Origin of the sequence: Streptomyces californicus (assembly GCF_000717645.1) — a bacterium.
GTDB classification, from domain to species: domain Bacteria; phylum Actinomycetota; class Actinomycetes; order Streptomycetales; family Streptomycetaceae; genus Streptomyces; species Streptomyces californicus.
This window is the reverse complement of record NZ_JNZZ01000007.1, coordinates 102,311-122,747: the sequence shown is the minus strand read 5'-3', so window position 1 is coordinate 122,747 and position 20,437 is coordinate 102,311. Positions and strand designations below refer to the sequence as shown.

The following is a 20,437-nucleotide window of genomic DNA, read 5'->3' as shown; positions in this document are numbered from 1 at the left end:
CGTCCCTGTGTGCTCGGTGTCCGTCGCCGGACCGCGACCGCGGATCAGACCGTGATCAGGGCCTCCAGCGGGGCGCCGTCGAGACGCGGCTCCAGCCGGGCCCGGCCCGCGAGGAAGCCGAGCTCCATGAGGACCGCGACGCCCGCGACCCGGGCGCCGGCCCGCCGGATGAGCTCCAGCGACGCCTCGGCGGTGCCGCCGGTGGCGAGCACGTCGTCGATGACCATGATCCGGTCCGCCGGGTCGAGGTCCTCGGCGTGGATCTCGATCTCGGCGCTGCCGTACTCCAGCTCGTAGGACTGGCTCAGCGTGGCCCCCGGGAGCTTCCCGGCCTTGCGGACCGGGACGAATCCCATGCCCGCCCGGACCGCGACGGGCGCGGCCAGGATGAAGCCGCGCGCCTCCAGGCCGACGATCTTCGTGGCGCCGTGCCGTACGCACAGCTCCGCGAGGGTGTCGGTGAGCGCCGTGAAGGCGGCCGGGTCCGCGAGCAGCGGGGTGATGTCCTTGAACATCACGCCCGGCTTCGGGTAGTCCGCGACATCGCGGATCCGGCTGAGCAGCAGCTCGCGGACGGATTCGGCGGTGCTCGTCATGGCTCAGCGCTTCCCGGGGGTGCTGCCGTGGGACCGGGGGCGGCCGATCCCGGTGCCCGCTGCCTCGGCCGCGTCGTGCCGGCCCTCGGACCCGTCGTCCGGGGACTCGCCCTTGGCGGCCGCGGCGGCCCGCTTGGCCAGCACCCGCTTCTTCAGCGCCTTCATCTGCGGTTCGCGTTCCTTGAGGTCGGCGACGAGCGGCGTGGCGATGAAGATCGAGGAGTACGCACCGGCGGCGAGACCCACGAACAGCGAGAGCGAGATGTCGTTCAGCATGCCCGCGCCGAAGACGCCGCCGCCGATGAACAGCAGTCCGGCGACCGGCAGGAGCGCCACCACGGTGGTGTTGATGGAGCGGACCAGGGTGCTGTTGATCGACCGGTTGGCGATCTCGCTGTAGGTGAAGCGGGTCTGCTTGGTGATGTCCTTCTGGCCCTCCTTGAGGCTGTCGAAGACCACCACCGTGTCGTACAGGGAGTAACCGAGGATGGTCAGCAGACCGATCACCGTGCCCGGGGTGACCTCGAAGCCGACCAGGGCGTAGACGCCGACCGTGATGGTGATGTCGTGGATCAGCGCGATGAGGGCGGCGACGGCCATCCGCCACTCGAAGGCGATGGCCAGGTAGATCACCACCAGGACCATGAAGACCCCGAGGCCGGTCCACGCCTTGTTGGCGATCTGCTCGCCCCAGCTCGGGCCGACCAGGTCCGCGTTGATGTCGTCGGCCGGGATGCCGAGCTCGTCGGAGAGCGTCTCCTTGATCTCGTTGGCCTTGGCGGTGTCGACCTCGGTGATCTGGATGCGCAGACCGCCGTTGCCGAGCTCCTGGACGATCGCCATGTGGCCGGACGCCTCGGTCGCCACGTCCGTGGCCTGGGCTGTCGAGATCCGGGCCTTGGTGTCGGTCGTGAAGACCGCGCCGCCCTTGAACTCGATGCCCATCCGCAGCCCGCCGACCGCCACGCCGATGATGGCCGTGATGGTGATCAGGATCGAGATGCCGTACCAGATCTTGCGGTTGCGGATGAAGTCGTAGCCGACTTCACCGCGGTAGAGCCGGGCGCCGAGATTGCCGAGTCGCGACATCTCACGCCTCCTTCGGTTCGGTGGGGGCGTTGACACGGCGCGAGCGGCGCAGCGGCGGCTGGGCGCCGAGCCGCTTCGGGTCCAGCCCGGACCACGGGCCGCCCCGGGAGAAGAACTTCGTGCGGCCCATGAGCGTCATCAGGGGCTTCGTGAAGAAGAAGACCACGACGACGTCGAGCAGGGTGGTGAGGCCGAGCGTGAAGGCGAAGCCCTGCACCTTGCCGACGGTGACGATGAAGAGCACCGCGGCGGCCAGGAACGACACGAAGTCGGAGACCAGGACGGTGCGGCGGGCGCGCGGCCAGGCGCGCTCGATGGCCGGACGGAGCGTACGGCCCTCGCGGATCTCGTCTCTGACGCGTTCGAAGTAGACGATGAACGAGTCGGCCGTGATGCCGATGGCGACGATGGCGCCGCAGACCGCGGGGAGGTTCAGCGCGAAACCGATGGCCGGGCCCAGCAACGACATGATCGTGTACGTGAGGACGCCGGAGACCAGGAGGCTCAGGAGCGCGATGAACGCGAGGCCCCGGTAGTAGACCACCAGGTAGACGACGACGAGGGCGAGACCGATGGCTCCGGCGATGAGGCCGCCCCGGAGCTGCTCGCTGCCGAGCGCCGCGGTCACGGTGGTGACGCTGACCTCCTTGAAGGTCAGGGGCAGGGCGCCGTACGACAGGATGTTGCCGAGGTCCTCGGCCGACTGCTGGGTGAAGCTGCCGGAGATCTGGGCGTTCTTGCTGAGCGCGGTGCGGACCGAGGGCGCGGAGACGACCTCGCCGTCGAGGACGATCGCGAACTGGTTCATCGGCGGCTGCTGCTGCGAGAGCCGGCCGGTGATCGTCTGGAACTTCTTGGCGCCGGCGGAGGTGAACTCCATCGACACGATCCACTCGCCGGTCTGCTGGTCGATGGCGCCCTTGGCGTCGTCGACGTCACCGCCGGAGACCTCGGCGGGGCCGAGGATGTACTTCTCGTAGCTGCCCGGGACGTTGGAACCGCAGGCGACGATCGAGTCGGTGGCCTTGGCGCCCTTGCCCGCGTCGGTCCGCTGCTTGGGGTCCGTGCAGTCGAGCTTGGTGAACTCCTCCTGGAGCTTGGCCGTCGCCGGGTCCGCGGAGGGCGTCGCCGCCGGGGAGTCGGACGGCTTCGGCTTGTCGGAGGCGCCGGGCGTCGGGTCCTTGGTCAGGGCGCCGGTGACCGCGCGGCCCTGGGTGGTGGCGCTCGCCGAGGGGGTGGCCTCCGTACCGGTGGCCTCCTCGCCCTCGGGCTTGTCGCCGTCCTCGGCCTTGTCCCCGTCCTTGGCCTTGTCGCCGCCCTCGGCGGACTCGCCGGGCTTCGGGGTGGCGTTGCCCGAGGGCTTGGCGGAGCCGGACGGCGTCGGCGCGGGGCCGCTCGCCTGCACCGTCAGCACGGGCCGGAAGTAGAGCTGGGCGGTGGTGCCGACCTGCTCCTGGGCCTGCTTGGAGTTCGTCCCCTTGGGGATGTTGACGATGATGTTGCGATCGCCCTGGGTCTGAACCTCGGCCTCGGAGACGCCAAGACCGTTGACGCGGCGTTCGATGATGCCGACCGCGGTGTCCATGTTGGTCTTGTTGATCGCGTTCGGCTTGCCGGGCTGGTTCTGCGCCTCCAGCGTGATCGACGTGCCGCCGGCGAGGTCGATGCCGAGCCGGGGCGTGGTGTGCCCGGACAGGAACATCCCCCCGGCGAGCGCGACCATGGCGATGAGGATCAGCGCCAGGGCACGCCCTGGCCTGCCCTGACCGCCGGACGGCCCTCGGCCCTTCTTGGCTGCTGCCACCTTCTCGTTTCTCCCTGTCCAACCGCCCCGCGCCGGGTACGCGTCGGAACGGCCACGAAATGTAGTGGGGACCCCGCCCCCGCGGACGACCTCACGGTCCCGGGGACGCCGCGCGCCGGTGGGCGCGCGACGTCCCCGGGGTCGTGTGAACTACTTGGTGTCGGCTTCGCCGTCGGTCTTGCCCTCGTCCTTGGCGTCCTTGGCGTCCTTGACGTCCTTGGCCGGGGCGTCCTCGGGGCCGGCGTCGTCGTCCGCGTCGTCCTTGCCCAGGTCGATCTTGGCCACCTCGGCGTCACCGGTCAGCGAGGAGGCGTCGTCGGGAACGACGGTGCCCTCCGTGTCCAGCTCCGGGTCGTCGCCGTGCACGATGCGGTTGTACTCCGCGTCGTCCAGGACGGCGCCGATGGCGTTCTTCGCGTAGAAGGCGTGCACGCCGGGGGCGACTTCGAGGAGGACGGTGTCGTCGTGGACTTCCTTGACGGTCGCGTACATGCCCCCGATCGTGCGGACGCCGGTGCCGGGCTGCATGTCGTTGCGCATCTGCGCGGCCGCCGCCTGCTTCTTCTTGGCGGAGCGGGTCATCAGGAACATGGCCCCGATGAGCACGATGAAGGGGAGGAAAGTCAAGAGATCCACGGGACGGGAATTCCTTCGCACGACCGCGCTGGAATGCGGCCTGTTATCTACGGGGGTGGGTACACCGACCGGTTAGGGCGGCATCGGCGGAGTCTAGATGAGTCCGCATCGATGGAACAACGCCCAGCATGGCACCCGGGTTCCCGTACACGCGAACCTGTGACCTCTCACGCCCCGAACAAACCCTGTTGTCCCTTTGCTCCGTGGGTCGGCGGAACCAGCCCCAGATGCGCCCAGGCCGCGGGGGTCGCGACCCGGCCGCGCGGCGTCCTGGCCAGCAGTCCTTCCCGTACGAGGAAGGGTTCGGCGACCTCCTCGACGGTCTCCCGCTCCTCCCCCACGGCGACCGCCAGGGTGGACAGGCCGACCGGTCCGCCCCCGAAGAGCTTCAGCAGGGCGCCGAGGACGGCACGGTCCAGCCGATCGAGTCCGCGGGCGTCAACCTCGTACACCTTGAGGGCCGCCGCGGCGATCTCCCGGTCGATCATGCCCTCGGCCTTGACCTGGGCGTAGTCGCGGACGCGGCGGAGCAGCCGGTTGGCGATACGGGGGGTGCCCCGGGAGCGTCCGGCGATCTCGGCCGCGCCGTCCGCGTCGATGCCGACGTCGAGGAGGCGGGCGGAGCGGTGGATGACGCGCTCCAGCTCGGCGGGGGCGTAGAACTCCATGTGCCCGGTGAAGCCGAAGCGGTCGCGGAGCGGGGGCGGCAGCAGTCCCGCCCGGGTGGTGGCCCCGACCAGGGTGAACGGCGGCAGCTCCAGCGGGATGGCGGTGGCGCCGGGGCCCTTGCCGACGATGACGTCGACGCGGAAGTCCTCCATCGCCATGTACAGCATCTCCTCGGCGGGCCGGGACATGCGGTGGATCTCGTCGAGGAAGAGGACCTCGCCCTCCTGGAGGGAGGAGAGGATCGCGGCGAGATCACCGGCGTGCTGGATGGCGGGGCCCGAGGTGATCCGGATCGGAGCGTTCATCTCGGCGGCGATGATCATCGAGAGGGTGGTCTTGCCGAGGCCGGGAGCCCCGGAGAGCAGTACGTGGTCGGCGGTGGCGCCCCGGGCGCGGGCGGCCTTGAGCACCAGGTCGAGCTGCTCGCGGACCTTCTCCTGGCCGACGAACTCGTCCAGGTCCTTGGGGCGCAGCGCCGCCTCGACCGCGGTGTCCTCGCCGTCCGCGTCCGCGTCGACCAGCCGGTCGTCGAGGACCGGGCCGGTCGGCTCGTCGGTCTCGGATCCGGTCTCGTCCCAGTTCATTTCGGGGCCTCTTCGGTGGTTCGGTGCCGGTCAGCGTGCGCGGTTGAGAGTCTGCAGGGCGGCCCGCAGGAGCTGCGGCACGGGGGGTGCGGCGCCTTCGGCGGCGGCGGCCTCGGCCTGCGGGGCGACGGCGTTGACGGCCTCGTCGGCCTCGCGGCTCGCGTAGCCGAGGCCGATCAGCGCGGCCTGGAGCTGGTCGCGCCAGCCCGAGGTGACGGGGGTGCCGATGCCCTGCTGGCCGATGTGCGCGCCGACCGGTTCGCCGAGGCGGTCCTTGAGCTCCAGGAGCAGCTTCTGGGCGCCCTTCTTCCCGATGCCGGAGACGGCGGTCAGCGCCTTCTCGTCGCCGGTGGAGACGGCGAGGCGCAGGGCGTCGGGGCTGTGGGTGGCGAGCATCGCCTGGGCGAGGCGGGGGCCGACGCCGCTGGCGGTCTGGAGGAGTTCGAAGACCTGCCGCTCGTCGTCGTCGGCGAAGCCGTACAGGGTGAGGGAGTCCTCGCGGACGACCAGCGAGGTGGCGAGCCGGGCCTCCTTGCCGACGCGCAGGCCGGCGAGGGTGTTCGGCGTGCACTGGACGGCCATGCCGATGCCGCCGACCTCGATGACGGCCGTGGTCGGGGCGAGGGCGGCCACCGGGCCGGAGACGAAGGCGATCATGCGGTGCGGCCTTTCGACGTGCGGGGCGCGCCGGAGGCGCTGGAGGAGCCGGTCGCGCCGGACGGTCCCGGCGCGCGGGTGGAGCCCGGCGTGCGCGGGACACCGGGCGTACGGGAGGGGGCGGCCGCCCGGTGCGTGCCGGGCGCGCGGTGGGCGGCGACGGCCTGCTGGAGCCGGTTCTGCGCGGGGGCCCGCCAGATGTGGCAGATCGCGAGGGCGAGGGCGTCCGCGGCGTCGGCGGGCCTGGGCGGCGCGTCCAGCCGCAGCAGCCGGGTCACCATCGCACCGACCTGGGCCTTGTCGGCCCGGCCGGAGCCGGTGACGGCGGCCTTGACCTCGCTGGGGGTGTGCAGGGCGACGGGGATGCCGCGGCGGGCGGCGCAGAGCATGGCGACCGCGCTGGCCTGGGCGGTGCCCATCACCGTACGGACGTTGTGCTGGGCGAAGACGCGCTCGACCGCGACGAAGCCCGGGGAGTGTTCGTCGAGCCACTGCTCGATGCCGCGCTCGACGGCGACGAGCCGGTCGCCCAGCTCGGCGTCGGCGGGCGTGCGGACGACGCCGACGCCGATCATGGTGAGCGGCCGGCCCGCGACCCCTTCGACCACGCCGACGCCGCACCGGGTCAGCCCCGGGTCGATGCCCAGAACCCGCATGGAGCCCCCCCCCTGTCCTCCGTCGTCGCCGGCGCGTTCCGCGCACCCGCTCGATCATCTGTTCCCGCAGGCTATCGGCTCGCACCGACAATCCGTCGTAACCACAGGACGACGGGCCGACGGGGAGTGCCCCGTCGGCCCGTCGCGTGAGGATCGGCCGGTCGTGCCGTCAGGCGTCGACCTTCTCCATGACCTCGTCGGACACGTCGAAGTTGGCGAAGACGTTCTGCACGTCGTCGCTGTCCTCCAGCGCGTCGATGAGCTTGAAGATCTTGCGCGCGCCCTCCTCGTCCAGCTCGACCTGCATGGTGGGCAGGAAGCTGGCCTCGGCGGAGTCGTAGTCGATGCTCGCCTCCTGGAGAGCGGTGCGCACCGCGACCATGTCGGTGGCCTCGCTGACCACCTCGAAGGTCTCGCCGAGGTCGTTGACCTCCTCGGCGCCCGCGTCGAGGACCGCGCCGAGGACGTCGTCCTCGGTCAGCTCGCCCTTGGGCACGATCACGACGCCCTTGCGGTTGAACAGGTACGAGACCGAGCCCGGGTCGGCCATGGAGCCGCCGTTGCGGGTCATGGCGACGCGTACGTCGGAGGCGGCGCGGTTGCGGTTGTCGGTGAGGCACTCGATGAGCACCGCGACGCCGTTGGGGCCGTAGCCCTCGTACATGATCGTCTCGTAGTCGGTTCCGCCCGCTTCGAGACCGCCGCCGCGCTTGACCGCGGAGTCGATGTTCTTGTTCGGGACGGAGCTCTTCTTCGCCTTCTGGATGGCGTCGACGAGCGTGGGGTTGCCGTCGGGGTCAACGCCGCCGGAGCGGGCCGCGACCTCGATGTTCTTGATCAGCTTCGCGAAGAGCTTGCCGCGCTTGGCATCGATCACGGCCTTCTTGTGCTTCGTCGTAGCCCATTTAGAGTGGCCGGACATCTGCCTTCTCCTTCGCGTCACCAAAATCGAGTCGAACCCGAGAGATCCTACCGGGGTCGGCTCACTTCACCGCGCGCACCATGTCCACGAACAGGGCGTGCATGCGGTGGTCGCCGGTCAGTTCGGGGTGGAAGGAGGTGGCGAGGGCGTTTTCCTGCCGGACGGCGACGATATGTCCGTCGTGTTCGGCGATGACCTCGGTGTCGGCTCCCACGGACTCGACCCAGGGCGCGCGGATGAACACGCCCTCCACCGGGCCGCCGTCGACGCCCACGACGTCGATCGCGGCCTCGAACGACTCGTTCTGCCGGCCGAAGGCGTTGCGCCGCACGATCATGTCGATGCCGCCGACGGTCTCCTGCCCCGAGCGGGGGTCGAGGATCTTCTCGGCGAGCAGGATCATGCCGGCGCAGGTGCCGTAGACCGGCATCCCGGTCCGCACCCGTGCGCGCAGCGGCTCCAGCATGCCGAAGAGCGCCGCCAGTTTGGACATGGTGGTGGACTCGCCGCCCGGGATGACCAGGCCGTCGACCTCCGCCAGTTCTTCGGGGCGCCGGACCGGCCTGGCCAGGGCGTCCGCCGAGGCCAGGGCGATCAGGTGCTCCCGTACGTCGCCCTGGAGTGCGAGGACGCCGATCAGGGGGGTGTCGCTCATCGGTGGTTACCAGCCGCGGTTGGCGTAGCGCTCGGACTCGGGCAGCGTGTCGCAGTTGATGCCGACCATGGCCTCGCCCAGGTTGCGGGAGGCGTCCGCGATGACCTTCGGGTCGTCGTAGAAGGTGGTGGCCTTCACGATGGCGGCGGCGCGCTTGGCCGGGTCGCCGGACTTGAAGATGCCGGAGCCGACGAAGACGCCCTCGGCCCCGAGCTGGCGCATCAGCGCGGCGTCGGCCGGGGTGGCGACACCGCCGGCGGAGAAGAGCACGACGGGCAGCTTGCCCAGCTCCGCGACCTCCTTGACCAGCTCGTAGGGGGCGCGGAGGTCCTTGGCGGCGGCGTACAGCTCGTTGTTGTCGAAGCCGCGCAGACGCGCGATCTCGTTCTTGATCTGGCGCAGGTGGCGGACCGCCTCGACGACGTTGCCGGTGCCGGCCTCGCCCTTCGAGCGGATCATGGCCGCGCCCTCGGCGATGCGGCGCAGGGCCTCGCCGAGGTTGGTGGCGCCGCAGACGAACGGGGTGGTGAAGGCGAACTTGTCGCTGTGGTTGACCTCGTCGGCGGGGGTGAGGACCTCGGACTCGTCGATGTAGTCGACGCCGAGGGACTGGAGCACCTGGGCCTCGACGAAATGGCCGATGCGGGACTTGGCCATGACGGGGATGGAGACGGCCCCGATGATCTCCTCGATCATGTTGGGGTCGGACATCCGGGCCACGCCGCCGTCCTTGCGGATGTCGGCCGGGACCCGCTCCAGGGCCATGACGGCCACGGCCCCCGCGTCCTCGGCGATCTTCGCCTGCTCGGCGTCGACGACGTCCATGATCACGCCGCCCTTGAGCTGCTCGGCCATGCCGCGCTTGACGCGGGCGGTGCCGGTGGCGGGGGAACCGGCGGACTGCGGGGTGCTGGGAAGCGTGGACACGGGACCTCACTCGGTGAAAGACGCTGAACTCTGCACCACCGAGGAAACGCTCCGGGACCAGGCCACAGCAAGGGCCAATGGGCAGGCCGTGGATCGTTCTGGCCGGGCCCGCGCCGCGGACCGCTGTCCGTGTCGGATGCCGGGCCGCCCCACGGTCCGGCTCGGACGCCGGGCCGGTCCGTTCTCCGGGTCCGTTCCCCGGGTCCGTTCTCCGGCCGGGGGGACCGGTACGTTCCCCGCTCGGACGCCGGGCCCGGTGCGTTCCCCGGCTCAGGTGCCCGGACGGTCCGCGAGGGCCACCGGCGGGGCGTCGTCCATCTCGACGGCGAGCGGGAACGGGGCGTGCCCGGCCAGCCGGAAGAGCCGGACGGTACGGTGCCGGCGCAGCGCGCGGGCGGCGCGTACGGCGTCGTTGTGGAAGCGCCGGGCCATCGGCACGCGGCGTACGGCGGCGGCCAGTTCGGTGGCCGCCTCCTCGCCGCCGGGGACCTCCTTCACCGCTTCCACCTGGGCCGGTTCGCCGAAGACCGCGCGCAGGGCGGCGCTCAGTTCGCTCTCGGCCACCTCCCGGTGGTCCTCCTCGGCCTGCCGGGCGGCGTGCGCGGCCTCGTACAGGACGATCGAGGCGGCCGGGTCCAGGACGCCGGAGGTGGCGAGCTCCTGGGTGACCGAGGCGCGGCGCAGGAGTTGGGCGTCGAGGGCGGCGCGGGCGGCGTCGATCCGGGAGTGCAGGCGGTCGAGCCGGCCGGCGGTCCAGCTGAGGTACACGCCGATCGCGACGAGGGCGACGACGATCCAGACGATGAGGGTTACGGTCACGGGCCCACACGCTACCCTCGCGCGCGGGCCCGGAACGCATCCCCCGGGCGGGAGGGCCCGTCGACCACCGGGGCCCGTTCACGACCGGACGTGGACCGGTCCGGGACGTGCCCGCGGACCCGGTCAGGATCCGCCGGACGTGGACCGGTCCGGGACGTGCCCTCAGTCCCGGGCGAGCCCGAACCGGGCCCGCAGCCCCGAGCGTTCGTCCGCCCCGACCGAGGCGGCGCCGTCGGTCACCGTCTCGTACACCGCGAGGATGTCGGCGCCCACCGTCCCCCAGTCGAAGCGGCGGACGTGGGCCCCGCCGCGCTCGCGCAGTCCGGCCCGGCGCTCCGGGTCGCCCAGCAGCCGGATCGCGGCGGCGGCCAGCGCGTCGGCGTCCTCGTTGGCGAACAGGTCGCCCGCCGCGCCCTGGTCCAGCACCTGCGCGAAGGCGTCCAGGTCGCTGGCGAGGACCGGCGCACCGGCCGACAGCGCCTCCACCAGGATGATGCCGAAGCTCTCGCCGCCGGTGTTGGGGGCCACGTACACGTCGACGCTGCGCAGCAGCCGGGCCTTGTCCTCGTCGCTGACCATGCCGAGGAACTCGACGCGCTCGCGCAGCTCCTTCGGCAGGGTGGCCACCGCCTCCTCCTCGTCACCGCGTCCGGCGACGAGGAGCCGGGCCTCGGGGTGGGCGGCGAGGATCGCGGGCAGCGCCTTCATCAGGACGGGCAGGCCCTTGCGGGGTTCGTCGATGCGGCCGATGAAGCCCAGGGTCCGCCCCTGCCACTCGGCCTTCGGCTCGGCGTCGGCGAAGAAGTCGACGTCGACGCCGTTGGGGATGACGACCGCGTCCCCGCCGAGGTGCTCGACCAGGGTGCGCCGCGCGTACTCGCTGACCGCGATCCGGGCGCTGATCTTCTCCAGCGCGGGCTGGAGGATCGGGTACGCGGCGATCATCGCCCGGGAGCGCGGGTTGGAGGTGTGGAAGGTCGCGACGATCGGCCCCTGCGCCGCCCAGCAGGCCAGCAGGCCGAGCGAGGGGGAGGTCGGCTCGTGGATGTGGATGACGTCGAACGTGCCGTCGTGCAGCCAGCGCCGCACCCGGGCCGCCGAGAGGAAGCCGAAGTTGAGCCGGGCGACGGAGCCGTTGTACGGGACGGGGACGGCCCGGCCGGCCGAGACGACGTAGGGCGGCAGCGGGGTCTCGTCGTCGGAGGGGGCCAGGACGGAGACCTGGTGGCCGAGCCGGATCAGGTGTTCGGCGAGGTCCCGGATGTGGAACTGCACGCCGCCCGGTACGTCCCAGGAGTACGGGCAGACGATGCCGATCTTCACGTCGGTTCCCTCCGGGGGTCCAGATCGTCCAGCCAGAGCCGCTGGAGCATGTGCCAGTCCTCCGGGTGCTCGGCGATGCCGCCGGCGAAGGCGTCGGCCAGGGCCTGGGTCATGGCGGCGGTCCTCTCGGCGCGGGCGCCCTCCGCGGGCTTCTCGACCGCCGGGTGGACGCGGGCGCCCATCACCGGCGTGCCGTCGTACCAGAGCGTCACCGGCAGCAGCAGCGCGCCCGTCTGCTGGGCGAGGAGCGCCGGTCCCGCGGGCATCCGGGCGGTGGCGCCGAAGAACGACACCTCGACGCCGGACGCCGACAGGTCCCGGTCCGCGACCAGGCAGACCAGGCCGCCCGCGCGCAGCCGGCGGGCCAGGGTGCCGAAGGCGGCGCCGCCGCTGTGCGGCAGGACCTCCATGCCGAGGCCCTCGCGGTAGGCGACGAACCGGTCGTAGAGGGTGGCCGGTTCCAGCCGTTCGGCGACGGTGGTGAAGGGCACCTTGAGGTCCGTGGTTACCCAGGCGCCCGCGAGGTCCCAGTTGCCGAGGTGGGGCAGGGCCAGGATGACGCCCTTCCCTGCGTCGAGGCCCTCGGTCAGCAGGTGGGCGTCCCTGACGTCGATGCTCGCCCGGATCCGCTCCGGGGTCCAGGTCGGCAGCCGGAACGACTCCATCCAGTACCGCATGTACGAGCGCATCCCGGCCCGCGACAGCTCGGCCAGCCGCTCCGAGGTGGCGTCGGGCACGACCCGGGCGAGGTTCGACTCCAGTCGCAGCACGCTCTTGCCGCGCCGCTTCCACGTCTGGTCGGCGATGGTGCGGAAAAGCCGGGCGGCGGCGGGCTCGGGCAGCTTCTTGACCGCGCCCCAGCCCAGTCCGTAGAGCCCGTCGGTGAGGCGGCCCCTCAGGTCGGAGCCGGTCACCGGTCGCCCTCGCCGTCCCGCCCGGAGGCGTCCGCGTCCGGGCGGAGCACCCCGGCCGGCCCCTGGGCCGCAGGCGCGGCGGCCTCGGCCGCGTCCGCCTCGGCCGACTCGCGGCGTACCGTCACCACGCGCTGGATCAACGTGACGAGGCTGCCGACGGCGACGATCCACAGAGCGATCGGGAGCAGCACGTCGATGCCGGGGACGCCGAACTTGTGCAGTCCGGCGAGACCGGCGGCGACCAGCGAGATGACGAGCCGCTCGGCGCGCTCCACCAGGCCGTTGACCGCGACCGGCAGGCCGATCGACTCGCCGCGCGCCTTGGTGTACGAGACCACCTGGCCGCTGGCCAGGCAGAAGATCGCCACGGCGCAGAGGATGTCGTCGTCCCCGCGGCCCGCGTACCAGAGCGCGAAACCGCCGAAGATCGCCCCGTCGGCGACCCGGTCCAGCGTCGAGTCGAGGAACGCGCCCCACCGGCTGGAGATCCCGGCCTGCCGCGCCATGTTCCCGTCGACGAGGTCGGAGAAGACGAAGACCGTGATGACGATCGTGCCCCAGAAGAACTCCCCCATCGGGAAGAAGACCAGCGCGCCCGCCATCACTCCGGCCGTACCGATGAGCGTGACCGCGTCGGGGCTGACCCCGAGGCGGAGCAGCAGTGCGGCGAACGGTGTGAGGACACGCGTGAAGAATGCACGCGCGTACTTGTTCAGCATGGCCTTCCCGAGGGTTCGGTTCACCGGGCGGCCCATTCGGCCACCGGCTGGCCCATCGTAGTCACCGCCGGTGCCTTCCACCGGCCGGGCACCCGCGGCCGGGTGTCACCGGTCTTCGGCCACGACGACGACGTCGGGCGGCGCCGCCACCGCTCCGTGCGGAGCGACCCCCCGGCGCGTGACCGGCGCACTGTCGCACACACCGCCCTCGGTCACGTCGGTGACGGGCAGTGGCGTGATCCGGACGATACGCTGTGGGCGCAGCTCAGAAGGTATGCCGCGTACGGTAGTTGGGCACACCGCAGGAGCAGACGTGCGGCGAGTGGGGGCGACAAGGTGGCCAACGACGGATTCGACTTCTCACCCGGGGCGCAGGTCCCGATCCAGGGCGCGGGCGGCCAGACCGTGGCGACCAACGCCCTGGCCTCGGCGGCGTACCGGGACAGTCCGGTGGAGACGATCCTCGACGCCAACGGCGAGTGGCACAAATCGACGGTGAAGACGGGCTCGTCCAAACTCTTCAAGTCGGACTACTTCAAGCCGAATCTCGGCGAGGCGTTCGCCCGTGCGGTGCAGGAGCGGATGCTCGGCGGCGCGCGTGCGGCGCTCATCCAGTCCTTCGGCATGGACCCGCAGACGGTGGTGGAGCACTGCCTGTCGGCGAACAACCTCCGCAAGGCCCGGGACACCCGGCTCACCCTGGTCACGCTGGTGTTCGGCGTCCTGTTCCTGCCCGGCATGCTGGCCTGGGTGATCGCGTTCCGGATCCGGGACGCGCTGAACAAGTCCAAGGACACCGCGTTCCGCGCGGTCGGCACGGTCCTGCTGGCGGCCTTCGGGATCGGCGCGCTGGTCCTGATGGTCAAGCTCCCGCTGAACGGGTTGCTCGCGCTGTACGTCCGGGGGGCGCTCATCGCCCCGGTGATCGGCTGGGTGATCGCCAAGCGGATCGCGGAGACCTCGGCCAGGGACCTGCGGGCCCGCTGGGAGGGGCTGCTCTCGGGCGGCGGCGTGATCGCGAAGATCCCCGAGGCGGTGCCGAAGAACCCCAACGAGACCGCGCGCGAGGCGATGCGCCAGGGGCTGGAGAAGCTGTCGGCCGAGCAGCAGTCGAACTCGGTCTTCTACGCCGGGCCCAAGGGCGTCCTCGGGATGGGCACCCGCTGGGGCAGCTGGCAGCTGGCCGAGGAGCTGATCCCCAAGGACAAGACCAAGGAGATCCACCAGTTCCGCAGCTGGGACCTGATCCGGATCATCCACGACCAGCTGAAGATGCTGGAGCGCGGCCCGCTGAACACCGGCGGCTTCCCGAAGCCGTCCGTGAAGCACTGGATCGTCTCGCCCATCGGGGAGAACGCCGACTCCGTCACCCGCCCCGCCGGCGAGGACGTCGCCACCTTCCAGGTGAAGCCGCACGAGATCCAGCGGATCTGCAACCACCAGCAGTTCGGCAGCGGCGACCGGCACTACCTGGGCGTCCAGTTCACCCTGTGGGACGGTCAGCTGGTCATCACGATGATGATCACCGTGACCGTCCTCCACGAGACGCTGCGCATCGAGGTCACCGGTCACGCGCTGGGGCCGGTGCACGGCCTGTTCCTCTCCAAGCCCGCGGCGAAGACGAAGACGGTCAACAAGACGGTCCGCTTCTGGGAGACCCGGGACGTGCAGCTGGCGCTGGTGGACGCCAAGGAGGTCGTCCGGCTCGCCCTCCGCGCACCGCTCACCTGGTATCCGCCGCTGCTGGACTACCTGGGCGGCAAGATCGTGCTGCCGGAGCCGTTCGGGCTGCGCCACGCGTGGGCGGCCAAGCCGTGGAACCACCGCTTCATGGCGGACGACGCGATGCGCGCCGCCACTCCGGTGCTGCGGGCCGTGCACACGGCGGCGATGCGCGTCCTCGCGGAGAACGGCGTCGACACCGAGCGCTTCGACAACCGCTCGATGGTCCTGAGCGGCCTCGTCCAGGACCCGGCCCCGCGCAAGGCCGACGTGTACGACGCGTAGGCGCGGCGCCCGTACGGCACGGGTCGGCCGGTGCGGAGGGCGGAACGCGGAGGGGAGGCCCGGCGACCGGGCCTCCCCTCCCGCACGACCGGCGACACGCGTAGGGCACACGGCACACGGCACACAGCTCAGCGGACCGGCAGGTCCCCCGTCGGCCAGGCGTCGGCCAGGATGGCCCGGGTGTCGCCCAGCAGCTGGGGCAGCACCTTGGTGTGGCCGATGACCGGCATGAAGTTGGCGTCCCCGCCCCAGCGCGGCACCAGGTGCTGGTGCAGGTGCGCGGCGATCCCGGCGCCGGCGACGGAGCCCTGGTTCATGCCGATGTTGAAGCCGTGCGCCCCGGAGGCCGTCCGCAGCGCGGTCATGGCCCGCTTGGTGAAGTCCGCCAGCTCGACGGTCTCGGGGCCGTTCAGCTCGGTGTAGTCGGCCACGTGGCGGTAGGGCACGACCATGAGGTGGCCGCCGTTGTACGGATACAGGTTCAGCACCGCGTAGACGTGCTCGCCGCGGGCCACGATCAGCCCGTCCTCGTCGGATTTGGCGGGGATCGAGCAGAACGGACAGCCGTCGTCGGCCCCCGGGCCGCTCGGCTTGTTCTCGCCCTGGATGTACGCCATCCGATGGGGCGTCCACAGGCGCTGGAATGCGTCGGGCGTGCCCACCCCGATCTGCTGCTCCGGCTCACTCGTCATGCCCGTCAGCATATGGCGTCACCCCGACGGGGCGTGTCGCCGGGGCCGCGCCGCCCGGCCGCCCGCGATGCTGAGGCGATGAGCGACCGCCCCTCCCCCGATCCGCCCGCCCGGCTGACCCGCTGGGAGCAGCGCACGGAGGTCCCCCTCTTCCTCGCGGGGCTGGTCTTCCTCACGGGGTACGCGGTCCGGGTGCTGACCCCGCACGAGGCGGAGCCCTGGAACGACATCGCGCTGACCCTCGTCTGGTCGACCTGGCTGCTCTTCCTGCTGGACTACGCGGCCCGGCTGCGCCTGAGCGGCCTCGGCGCGCGCTTCCCGCGTACGCACTGGCTGGACACCCTGGTCCTGCTGCTGCCGCTGCTGCGCCCGCTGCGGATGGTGAAGGTGTACCTGGCGGTCCAGCGCCGGCGCGACCGGCCGCGGCTCGATCTGTACGCGCGGGTGATGGCGTACGCGGGGATGACCGCGGCCCTGCTCGGGTTCGCCGCCTCCCTCGCCGTCTACCACCTGGAGCACCGGGCCCCGGGGGCCTCCATCGTCACGTTCGGCGACGCGGTGTGGTGGGCGTGCGCGACGCTCACGACGGTCGGCTACGGGGACGCCACCCCGGTCACGTTCTGGGGACGGGTGGTCGCGGCGGGGCTGATGGCCTGCGGGCTCGCCCTGCTCGGGGCGGTGACGGGGTCGTTCTCGTCGTGGCTGATCCAGGTGTTCACCCGGGAGGACGAGAAACGGCCCCCGGAGCGCGGGTGACGCTCCGGGGGCCGTGCCGGCGCCGGGGAATCAGACCTGTACGCGGTCCTCGACGGCCTTCGCGATCTTGGCGATGGCCTCGTCGACCGGGATTCCGTTCTCCTGCGAACCGTCGCGGTAGCGGAAGGAGACCGCTCCGTTGGCCATGTCCTCGTCACCAGCGATGATCATGAAGGGCACCTTGGCCTTCTGCTGGTTGCGGATCTTCTTCTGCATCCGGTCGGACGAGGCGTCCACGTCCACCCGCAGCCCCTGCTTGCGCGCCTTGGCGGCGAACTCCTGGAGGTAGGGGATGTGGGCGTCGCCGATCGGGATGCCGACCGCCTGGACCGGGGCGAGCCAGACCGGGAACGCGCCCGCGTAGTGCTCCAGGAGCACGGCGAAGAAGCGCTCGATGGAGCCGAACAGGGCGCGGTGGATCATCACCGGGCGCTGCTTGGAGCCGTCCGGGCCGGTGTACTCCAGGTCGAAGCGCTCCGGCAGGTTGAAGTCGAGCTGCACGGTCGACATCTGCCAGGTGCGGCCGATGGCGTCCTGGCACTGTACGGAGATCTTCGGGCCGTAGAACGCGGCGCCGCCCGGGTCCGGGACGAGGGGCAGCCCCTGCTTCTCGGCGACCTGGCGCAGGGTCTCGGTGGCCTCTTCCCAGGTCTCGTCGGAGCCGACGTACTTCTCCGGGTCCTTGGTGGACAGCTCCAGGTAGAAGTCGGTGAGCCCGTAGTCGCGGAGCAGGTTCAGCACGAAGGTGAGCGTGCGGTCCAGCTCCTCCGCCATCTGCTCCTTGGTGCAGTAGATGTGCGCGTCGTCCTGCGTGAAGCCGCGGGAGCGGGTCAGGCCGTGCACGACGCCCGACTTCTCGTACCGGTACACCGTGCCGAACTCGAAGAGGCGCAGCGGCAGTTCGCGGTAGGAGCGGCCGCGCGCGTCGAAGATCAGGTTGTGCATCGGGCAGTTCATCGGCTTGAGGTAGTAGTCCACCCCGTCGTCGAGCTGCATGGGCGGGTACATGCCGTCGGCGTACCAGTCCAGGTGGCCGGACTTCTCGAAGAGCTTGCCCTTGGTGGCGTGCGGGCTGTAGACGAACTCGTAGCCCTCCTCCTCGTGACGGCGACGCGAGTAGTCCTCCATGGCCCGGCGGATGACGCCGCCCTTGGGGTGGAAGACGGCGAGGCCGGGGCCGATCTCGTCGGGGAAGGAGAAGAGATCCAGCTCGTTGCCGAGCTTGCGGTGGTCGCGCTTGGCGGCCTCCTCCAGGAACTCCAGGTGCGCCTTGAGCTCGTCCTTGGTGGGCCAGGCGGTGCCGTAGATGCGCTGGAGCATCGGGTTCTTCTCGCTGCCGCGCCAGTACGCGGCGGCGTTGCGCATCAGCTTGAACGCCGGGATGAACCGGGTGGTGGGCAGGTGCGGACCCCGGCAGAGGTCCTTCCAGCACAGGTCGCCGGTCTTCGGGTCGAGGTTGTCGTAGATGGTCAGCTCGCCGCCGCCCACCTCGACGTCCGCGCCGTCGTCCGAGGAGGCGGAGCCCTTGATGCCGATGAGCTCCAGCTTGTACGGCTCGTTCGCGAGCTCCTCGCGGGCGTCCTCGTCGGAGACCACCCGGCGGGAGAACCTCTGGCCCCGCTTCTGGATCTCCTGCATCTTCTTCTCGACGGCCTTGAGGTCCTCGGGGGTGAACGGCTTCTCGACGTCGAAGTCGTAGTAGAAGCCGTCCTTGACCGGCGGGCCGATGCCGAGCTTGGCCTCGGGGAACAGCTCCTGCACGGCCTGGGCCATGACGTGCGCGGTGGAGTGGCGCAGGATGTCGAGGCCGTCCGGGGAGGAGATCTCCACGGGCTCGACGCTCTCGCCGTCCTGGAGCACGTAGGAGAGGTCCTTCAGCTCGCCGCCGACGCGCGCGGCGACGACGGTGCGCTGACCGGGGAAGAGCTCGCCGGCGGTCGTGCCCGTCGTCACCACGTGCTCTTCCCGCTCGGAATCGCGTTGGATGATCACACGGACGTCTGACACCGGTCTCTCCTGACTGAGGGGGATGCCTGCCTTCGTACGGCCAAGCACTGCGAATCGTACCGAGCCCCCGGCCCCCGATGCGAACGCCTTCCGGGCGGTCCTACGACTCCTCCCCCGCGCACGCCTCCTCGAAGAAGTCCACGTTCTCCTGGAGGGCCTTCATCAGCCGGTCCCGCTCCGCCTCGTCGACCTGGACGGGCGCGACCTGCGAGGCCCCGGTGAGCCGCCGGAAGCCGCCCCGGCTCTCCAGCCGCCCCTCCAGCCGCAGCGGCAGCCCCACCAGGTGGGCGTGGCCCGCGATGCGGTACGCCTCCTCGTCCAGCTCCGCCCGGACGTGCCCGACCTCCGCCCCGGCCAGCACTCTCAGCCGTACGATCCCGGCGCCGCGCGGCCCCGACCGCCGCAGCCGGACCACCGCACCGGTCAGCCGCACCCGGACGGCGGGTTCGTCGCGGAGGTAGCGGGCACCGGCGGCGCGCAGGGCGGGCAGGTCGCCCGGGGAGAACTCGACGGGCCCGGGGCGGGACGGGCAGCCGTCCGGGGCGCCTGCGGCGGGCGCCCACCGCAGGTCGACGCGGGCCCCCTCGCAGCCGCGCACCAAGGTGATCAGCGCCTCCGTCAGCTCGCGGCCGGCGCCCGCCGCGACCGCGCTGTCGAACGCGTCCATGGAGCCGGTGGCCCGCTGGTAGTCCACCGCCTCCCGGGTGGCGTGCAGGGCGTGGCAGAGCCGGACGGCGATCGCGCGCCCGGAGGCGGCGGGCAGGTACGCGGTGAGGGCGCGGCCGTCCGCCCCGGGCCCGAGCAGCACCTCGTCCAGGGCGGCCCGGGCCTTTCTGCGGTGCCGTGCCCCGTGGTAGCCGGCCCGGCCGCGCGCGGCGAGGGCGCCGGCCAGGAGGATCTGGCGGGCCGCCGACCGCAGCTCCTCGGCCTCCGTCCATCCCGAGGCCCCGGCCGCCGCTGCCGCCGACTCGGGGATCTCGCGCCGCCAGCGGATCTCGTCGCCGGGCACGGCGAGGGAGACGAGGATGTCGCGGGCGGAGGGGGCGGGGCTGTGGGCGAGGGCGGCGAGGGCCTCCTCCATCAGCTCCGCGCTGTCGGGGAAGGCCGCGCTCTCGGGCACCAGCAGGCCGCCCGCCGCGTCGGCGGCCCCGGGCGGGGTCCACCGCCCGTACCGTCCGGGCGCTCCCCCGCGCCGCTGCCAGCCGTGGCGCAGCAGCAGGGCCCCGAGGACGGCGGGGCCGGGAGGCTGCGCCCCGGCCTCGGCGAGGGGCGGGGCCCAGGTGCGGGCGGGGGCGGGGTGCGAGCGGGCGGCGCGGGCTCCCGCCGCGCCCGTGGGCTCGTCCATCGACCGGTGCATCAGGGTCTCCCTCCGGCCCCGACCCGGGCCATGATGTCGCAGAGTGCGCGGTCGTCGAAGATCCGTGAGGTCGGGACGCGCACGGTGGTGCGCTGCCGGCCCGTCACGGGGTGGCCGGCCAGGTTGGTCCAGTAGCAGCAGTGGCGCAGGTCGAGCCCGCCCGGCCCGGCGCGCAGCCAGTCGTCCCGGCTGCGGGGGACGATCATCACGACGAGGATCCGGTGCACCGCCACCGGGTGGCGGGCGAGCTTGGCCAGGTGGGCGTTGTCGAGGGTGAAGGAGAACGCCCCGCCCGCCGGGTGCGGCGGTATCTGGTAGGTGCACTTGAGCTGCACCTTGATGGTCACCTCGTCGTCGACGGTGTGGGCGGCGGCCCCGTGGCTGACGTGCCAGTCGATGCCGTTGTCGGGGAAGGGCTGGGACAGGGAGCATCCGGCGGCCGCCGCGACGGCGTGCAGGTAGCCCACCTGAAGGGTCTCCATGCAGGCGGTGGTGGCGAGGGAGCCGCGCAGTGGCGCTTCGGGCTGCTGCGGCGGCCGGGGCCCGGGGGCCTCGGCGCGGGCGGTTCCCCCGGGGTCGGGCTGCGCGAGCGCCATGGCTCCGTGCCTTCCGGGCGTGCCGATCGACGGCAGAGGACCTGCCGGCGGA

The 20,437-nt window shown here is 71.9% G+C and carries 20 protein-coding genes; 2 read left to right on the top strand and 18 right to left on the bottom strand.

Annotated features, from left to right (window positions below; genetic code table 11):
• Positions 1-44 precede the first annotated feature (44 nt).
• From IF19_RS0111470 to pgsA, 14 genes are all read right to left on the bottom strand, one after another.
• On the bottom strand, positions 45-596 hold the full coding sequence (locus tag IF19_RS0111470; protein ID WP_030116244.1) for an adenine phosphoribosyltransferase: 552 nt from the start codon (positions 594-596) through the stop codon (positions 45-47).
• Positions 597-599: 3 nt separating this feature from the next.
• The gene (gene secF, locus IF19_RS0111465) at positions 600-1,685 is read right to left on the bottom strand and encodes a protein translocase subunit SecF (protein ID WP_030116243.1); all 1,086 of its coding nucleotides are present in this window, start codon (positions 1,683-1,685) and stop codon (positions 600-602) included.
• A gap of 1 nt (position 1,686) precedes the next feature.
• Positions 1,687-3,489: a protein translocase subunit SecD gene (gene secD, locus IF19_RS0111460; RefSeq protein ID WP_030116242.1), complete on the bottom strand. Its 1,803-nt coding sequence runs from the start codon at positions 3,487-3,489 to the stop codon at positions 1,687-1,689.
• A gap of 150 nt (positions 3,490-3,639) precedes the next feature.
• Positions 3,640-4,125, bottom strand: a complete 486-nt coding sequence (gene yajC, locus IF19_RS0111455) for a preprotein translocase subunit YajC (protein ID WP_030116241.1) — start codon at positions 4,123-4,125, stop codon at positions 3,640-3,642.
• Positions 4,126-4,292: 167 nt separating this feature from the next.
• Positions 4,293-5,378 carry a Holliday junction branch migration DNA helicase RuvB gene (gene ruvB, locus IF19_RS0111450; protein WP_030116240.1) on the bottom strand — a complete coding sequence of 362 codons (1,086 nt, stop codon included), beginning with the start codon at positions 5,376-5,378 and terminating at the stop codon, positions 4,293-4,295.
• Between the two features lie 30 nt (positions 5,379-5,408).
• Entirely contained in the window at positions 5,409-6,035 is a 627-nt protein-coding gene (gene ruvA, locus IF19_RS0111445) for a Holliday junction branch migration protein RuvA (protein WP_030116239.1), read from the bottom strand.
• The gene (gene ruvC / locus IF19_RS0111440) at positions 6,032-6,691 is read right to left on the bottom strand and encodes a crossover junction endodeoxyribonuclease RuvC (protein WP_030277766.1); all 660 of its coding nucleotides are present in this window, start codon (positions 6,689-6,691) and stop codon (positions 6,032-6,034) included. The genes ruvA and ruvC overlap by 4 nt, the downstream gene beginning before the upstream one ends.
• Before the next feature lie 169 nt (positions 6,692-6,860).
• Positions 6,861-7,613 (bottom strand): YebC/PmpR family DNA-binding transcriptional regulator, encoded by a 753-nt coding sequence (locus IF19_RS0111435; protein ID WP_030116236.1) that lies wholly within the window; start codon positions 7,611-7,613, stop codon positions 6,861-6,863.
• A 61-nt stretch (positions 7,614-7,674) separates the two neighbouring features.
• Complete coding sequence (gene pdxT, locus IF19_RS0111430) at positions 7,675-8,268, bottom strand: pyridoxal 5'-phosphate synthase glutaminase subunit PdxT (protein ID WP_030116235.1); 594 nt, start codon at positions 8,266-8,268, stop codon at positions 7,675-7,677.
• Between the two features lie 6 nt (positions 8,269-8,274).
• Entirely contained in the window at positions 8,275-9,195 is a 921-nt protein-coding gene (gene pdxS, locus IF19_RS0111425) for a pyridoxal 5'-phosphate synthase lyase subunit PdxS (protein WP_030116234.1), read from the bottom strand.
• 270 nt (positions 9,196-9,465) lie between these two features.
• Positions 9,466-10,014, bottom strand: a complete 549-nt coding sequence (locus tag IF19_RS0111420; RefSeq protein ID WP_030116233.1) for a hypothetical protein — start codon at positions 10,012-10,014, stop codon at positions 9,466-9,468.
• A gap of 162 nt (positions 10,015-10,176) precedes the next feature.
• Complete coding sequence (locus IF19_RS0111415) at positions 10,177-11,337, bottom strand: glycosyltransferase family 4 protein (RefSeq protein ID WP_030195444.1); 1,161 nt, start codon at positions 11,335-11,337, stop codon at positions 10,177-10,179.
• Positions 11,334-12,251 carry a phosphatidylinositol mannoside acyltransferase gene (locus IF19_RS0111410; RefSeq protein ID WP_030116231.1) on the bottom strand — a complete coding sequence of 306 codons (918 nt, stop codon included), beginning with the start codon at positions 12,249-12,251 and terminating at the stop codon, positions 11,334-11,336. Before IF19_RS0111410 ends, IF19_RS0111415 begins: the two co-directional genes overlap by 4 nt.
• On the bottom strand, positions 12,248-12,970 hold the full coding sequence (pgsA, locus tag IF19_RS0111405) for a phosphatidylinositol phosphate synthase (protein WP_030116230.1): 723 nt from the start codon (positions 12,968-12,970) through the stop codon (positions 12,248-12,250). Before pgsA ends, IF19_RS0111410 begins: the two co-directional genes overlap by 4 nt.
• Before the next feature lie 336 nt (positions 12,971-13,306).
• Between pgsA and IF19_RS0111400 the strand changes: the two genes are divergently transcribed.
• Positions 13,307-14,977: a hypothetical protein gene (locus IF19_RS0111400; RefSeq protein ID WP_030116229.1), complete on the top strand. Its 1,671-nt coding sequence runs from the start codon at positions 13,307-13,309 to the stop codon at positions 14,975-14,977.
• A 128-nt stretch (positions 14,978-15,105) separates the two neighbouring features.
• On the opposite strand, the gene IF19_RS0111395 is transcribed toward IF19_RS0111400, so the two are convergent.
• Positions 15,106-15,681, bottom strand: a complete 576-nt coding sequence (locus IF19_RS0111395) for an HIT family protein (protein WP_030116228.1) — start codon at positions 15,679-15,681, stop codon at positions 15,106-15,108.
• Positions 15,682-15,747: 66 nt separating this feature from the next.
• Here IF19_RS0111395 and IF19_RS0111390 point away from each other — a divergent pair, with 66 nt between their 5' ends.
• Complete coding sequence (locus IF19_RS0111390) at positions 15,748-16,425, top strand: potassium channel family protein (protein WP_030116227.1); 678 nt, start codon at positions 15,748-15,750, stop codon at positions 16,423-16,425.
• 30 nt (positions 16,426-16,455) lie between these two features.
• Here the strand turns inward: IF19_RS0111390 and thrS are convergent, their stop codons facing one another.
• From thrS to IF19_RS0111375, 3 genes are all read right to left on the bottom strand, one after another.
• Positions 16,456-18,432 (bottom strand): threonine--tRNA ligase, encoded by a 1,977-nt coding sequence (gene thrS, locus IF19_RS0111385; RefSeq protein WP_030116226.1) that lies wholly within the window; start codon positions 18,430-18,432, stop codon positions 16,456-16,458.
• Between the two features lie 100 nt (positions 18,433-18,532).
• Positions 18,533-19,789, bottom strand: coding sequence for a hypothetical protein (locus IF19_RS0111380; RefSeq protein WP_030277768.1), 1,257 nt, complete (start codon positions 19,787-19,789; stop codon positions 18,533-18,535).
• Positions 19,789-20,385, bottom strand: a complete 597-nt coding sequence (locus IF19_RS0111375) for a DUF4365 domain-containing protein (protein WP_030116224.1) — start codon at positions 20,383-20,385, stop codon at positions 19,789-19,791. The genes IF19_RS0111380 and IF19_RS0111375 overlap by 1 nt, the downstream gene beginning before the upstream one ends.
• Positions 20,386-20,437 lie beyond the last annotated feature (52 nt).

What these genes read in the sequence shown, in the direction of transcription:
- IF19_RS0111470 (WP_030116244.1), bottom strand. Translation starts at nt 596, where the DNA reads ATGACGAGCACCGCCGAATCCGTCCGCGAGCTGCTGCTCAGCCGGATC.
- secF (WP_030116243.1), bottom strand. Translation starts at nt 1,685, where the DNA reads ATGTCGCGACTCGGCAATCTCGGCGCCCGGCTCTACCGCGGTGAAGTC.
- ruvB (WP_030116240.1), bottom strand. Translation starts at nt 5,378, where the DNA reads ATGAACTGGGACGAGACCGGATCCGAGACCGACGAGCCGACCGGCCCG.
- ruvA (WP_030116239.1), bottom strand. Translation starts at nt 6,035, where the DNA reads ATGATCGCCTTCGTCTCCGGCCCGGTGGCCGCCCTCGCCCCGACCACG.
- ruvC (WP_030277766.1), bottom strand. Translation starts at nt 6,691, where the DNA reads ATGCGGGTTCTGGGCATCGACCCGGGGCTGACCCGGTGCGGCGTCGGC.
- IF19_RS0111435 (WP_030116236.1), bottom strand. Translation starts at nt 7,613, where the DNA reads ATGTCCGGCCACTCTAAATGGGCTACGACGAAGCACAAGAAGGCCGTG.
- pdxT (WP_030116235.1), bottom strand. Translation starts at nt 8,268, where the DNA reads ATGAGCGACACCCCCCTGATCGGCGTCCTCGCACTCCAGGGCGACGTA.
- pgsA (WP_030116230.1), bottom strand. Translation starts at nt 12,970, where the DNA reads ATGCTGAACAAGTACGCGCGTGCATTCTTCACGCGTGTCCTCACACCG.
- IF19_RS0111395 (WP_030116228.1), bottom strand. Translation starts at nt 15,681, where the DNA reads ATGCTGACGGGCATGACGAGTGAGCCGGAGCAGCAGATCGGGGTGGGC.
- IF19_RS0111390 (WP_030116227.1), top strand. Translation starts at nt 15,748, where the DNA reads ATGAGCGACCGCCCCTCCCCCGATCCGCCCGCCCGGCTGACCCGCTGG.
- IF19_RS0111380 (WP_030277768.1), bottom strand. Translation starts at nt 19,789, where the DNA reads ATGCACCGGTCGATGGACGAGCCCACGGGCGCGGCGGGAGCCCGCGCC.
- IF19_RS0111375 (WP_030116224.1), bottom strand. Translation starts at nt 20,385, where the DNA reads ATGGCGCTCGCGCAGCCCGACCCCGGGGGAACCGCCCGCGCCGAGGCC.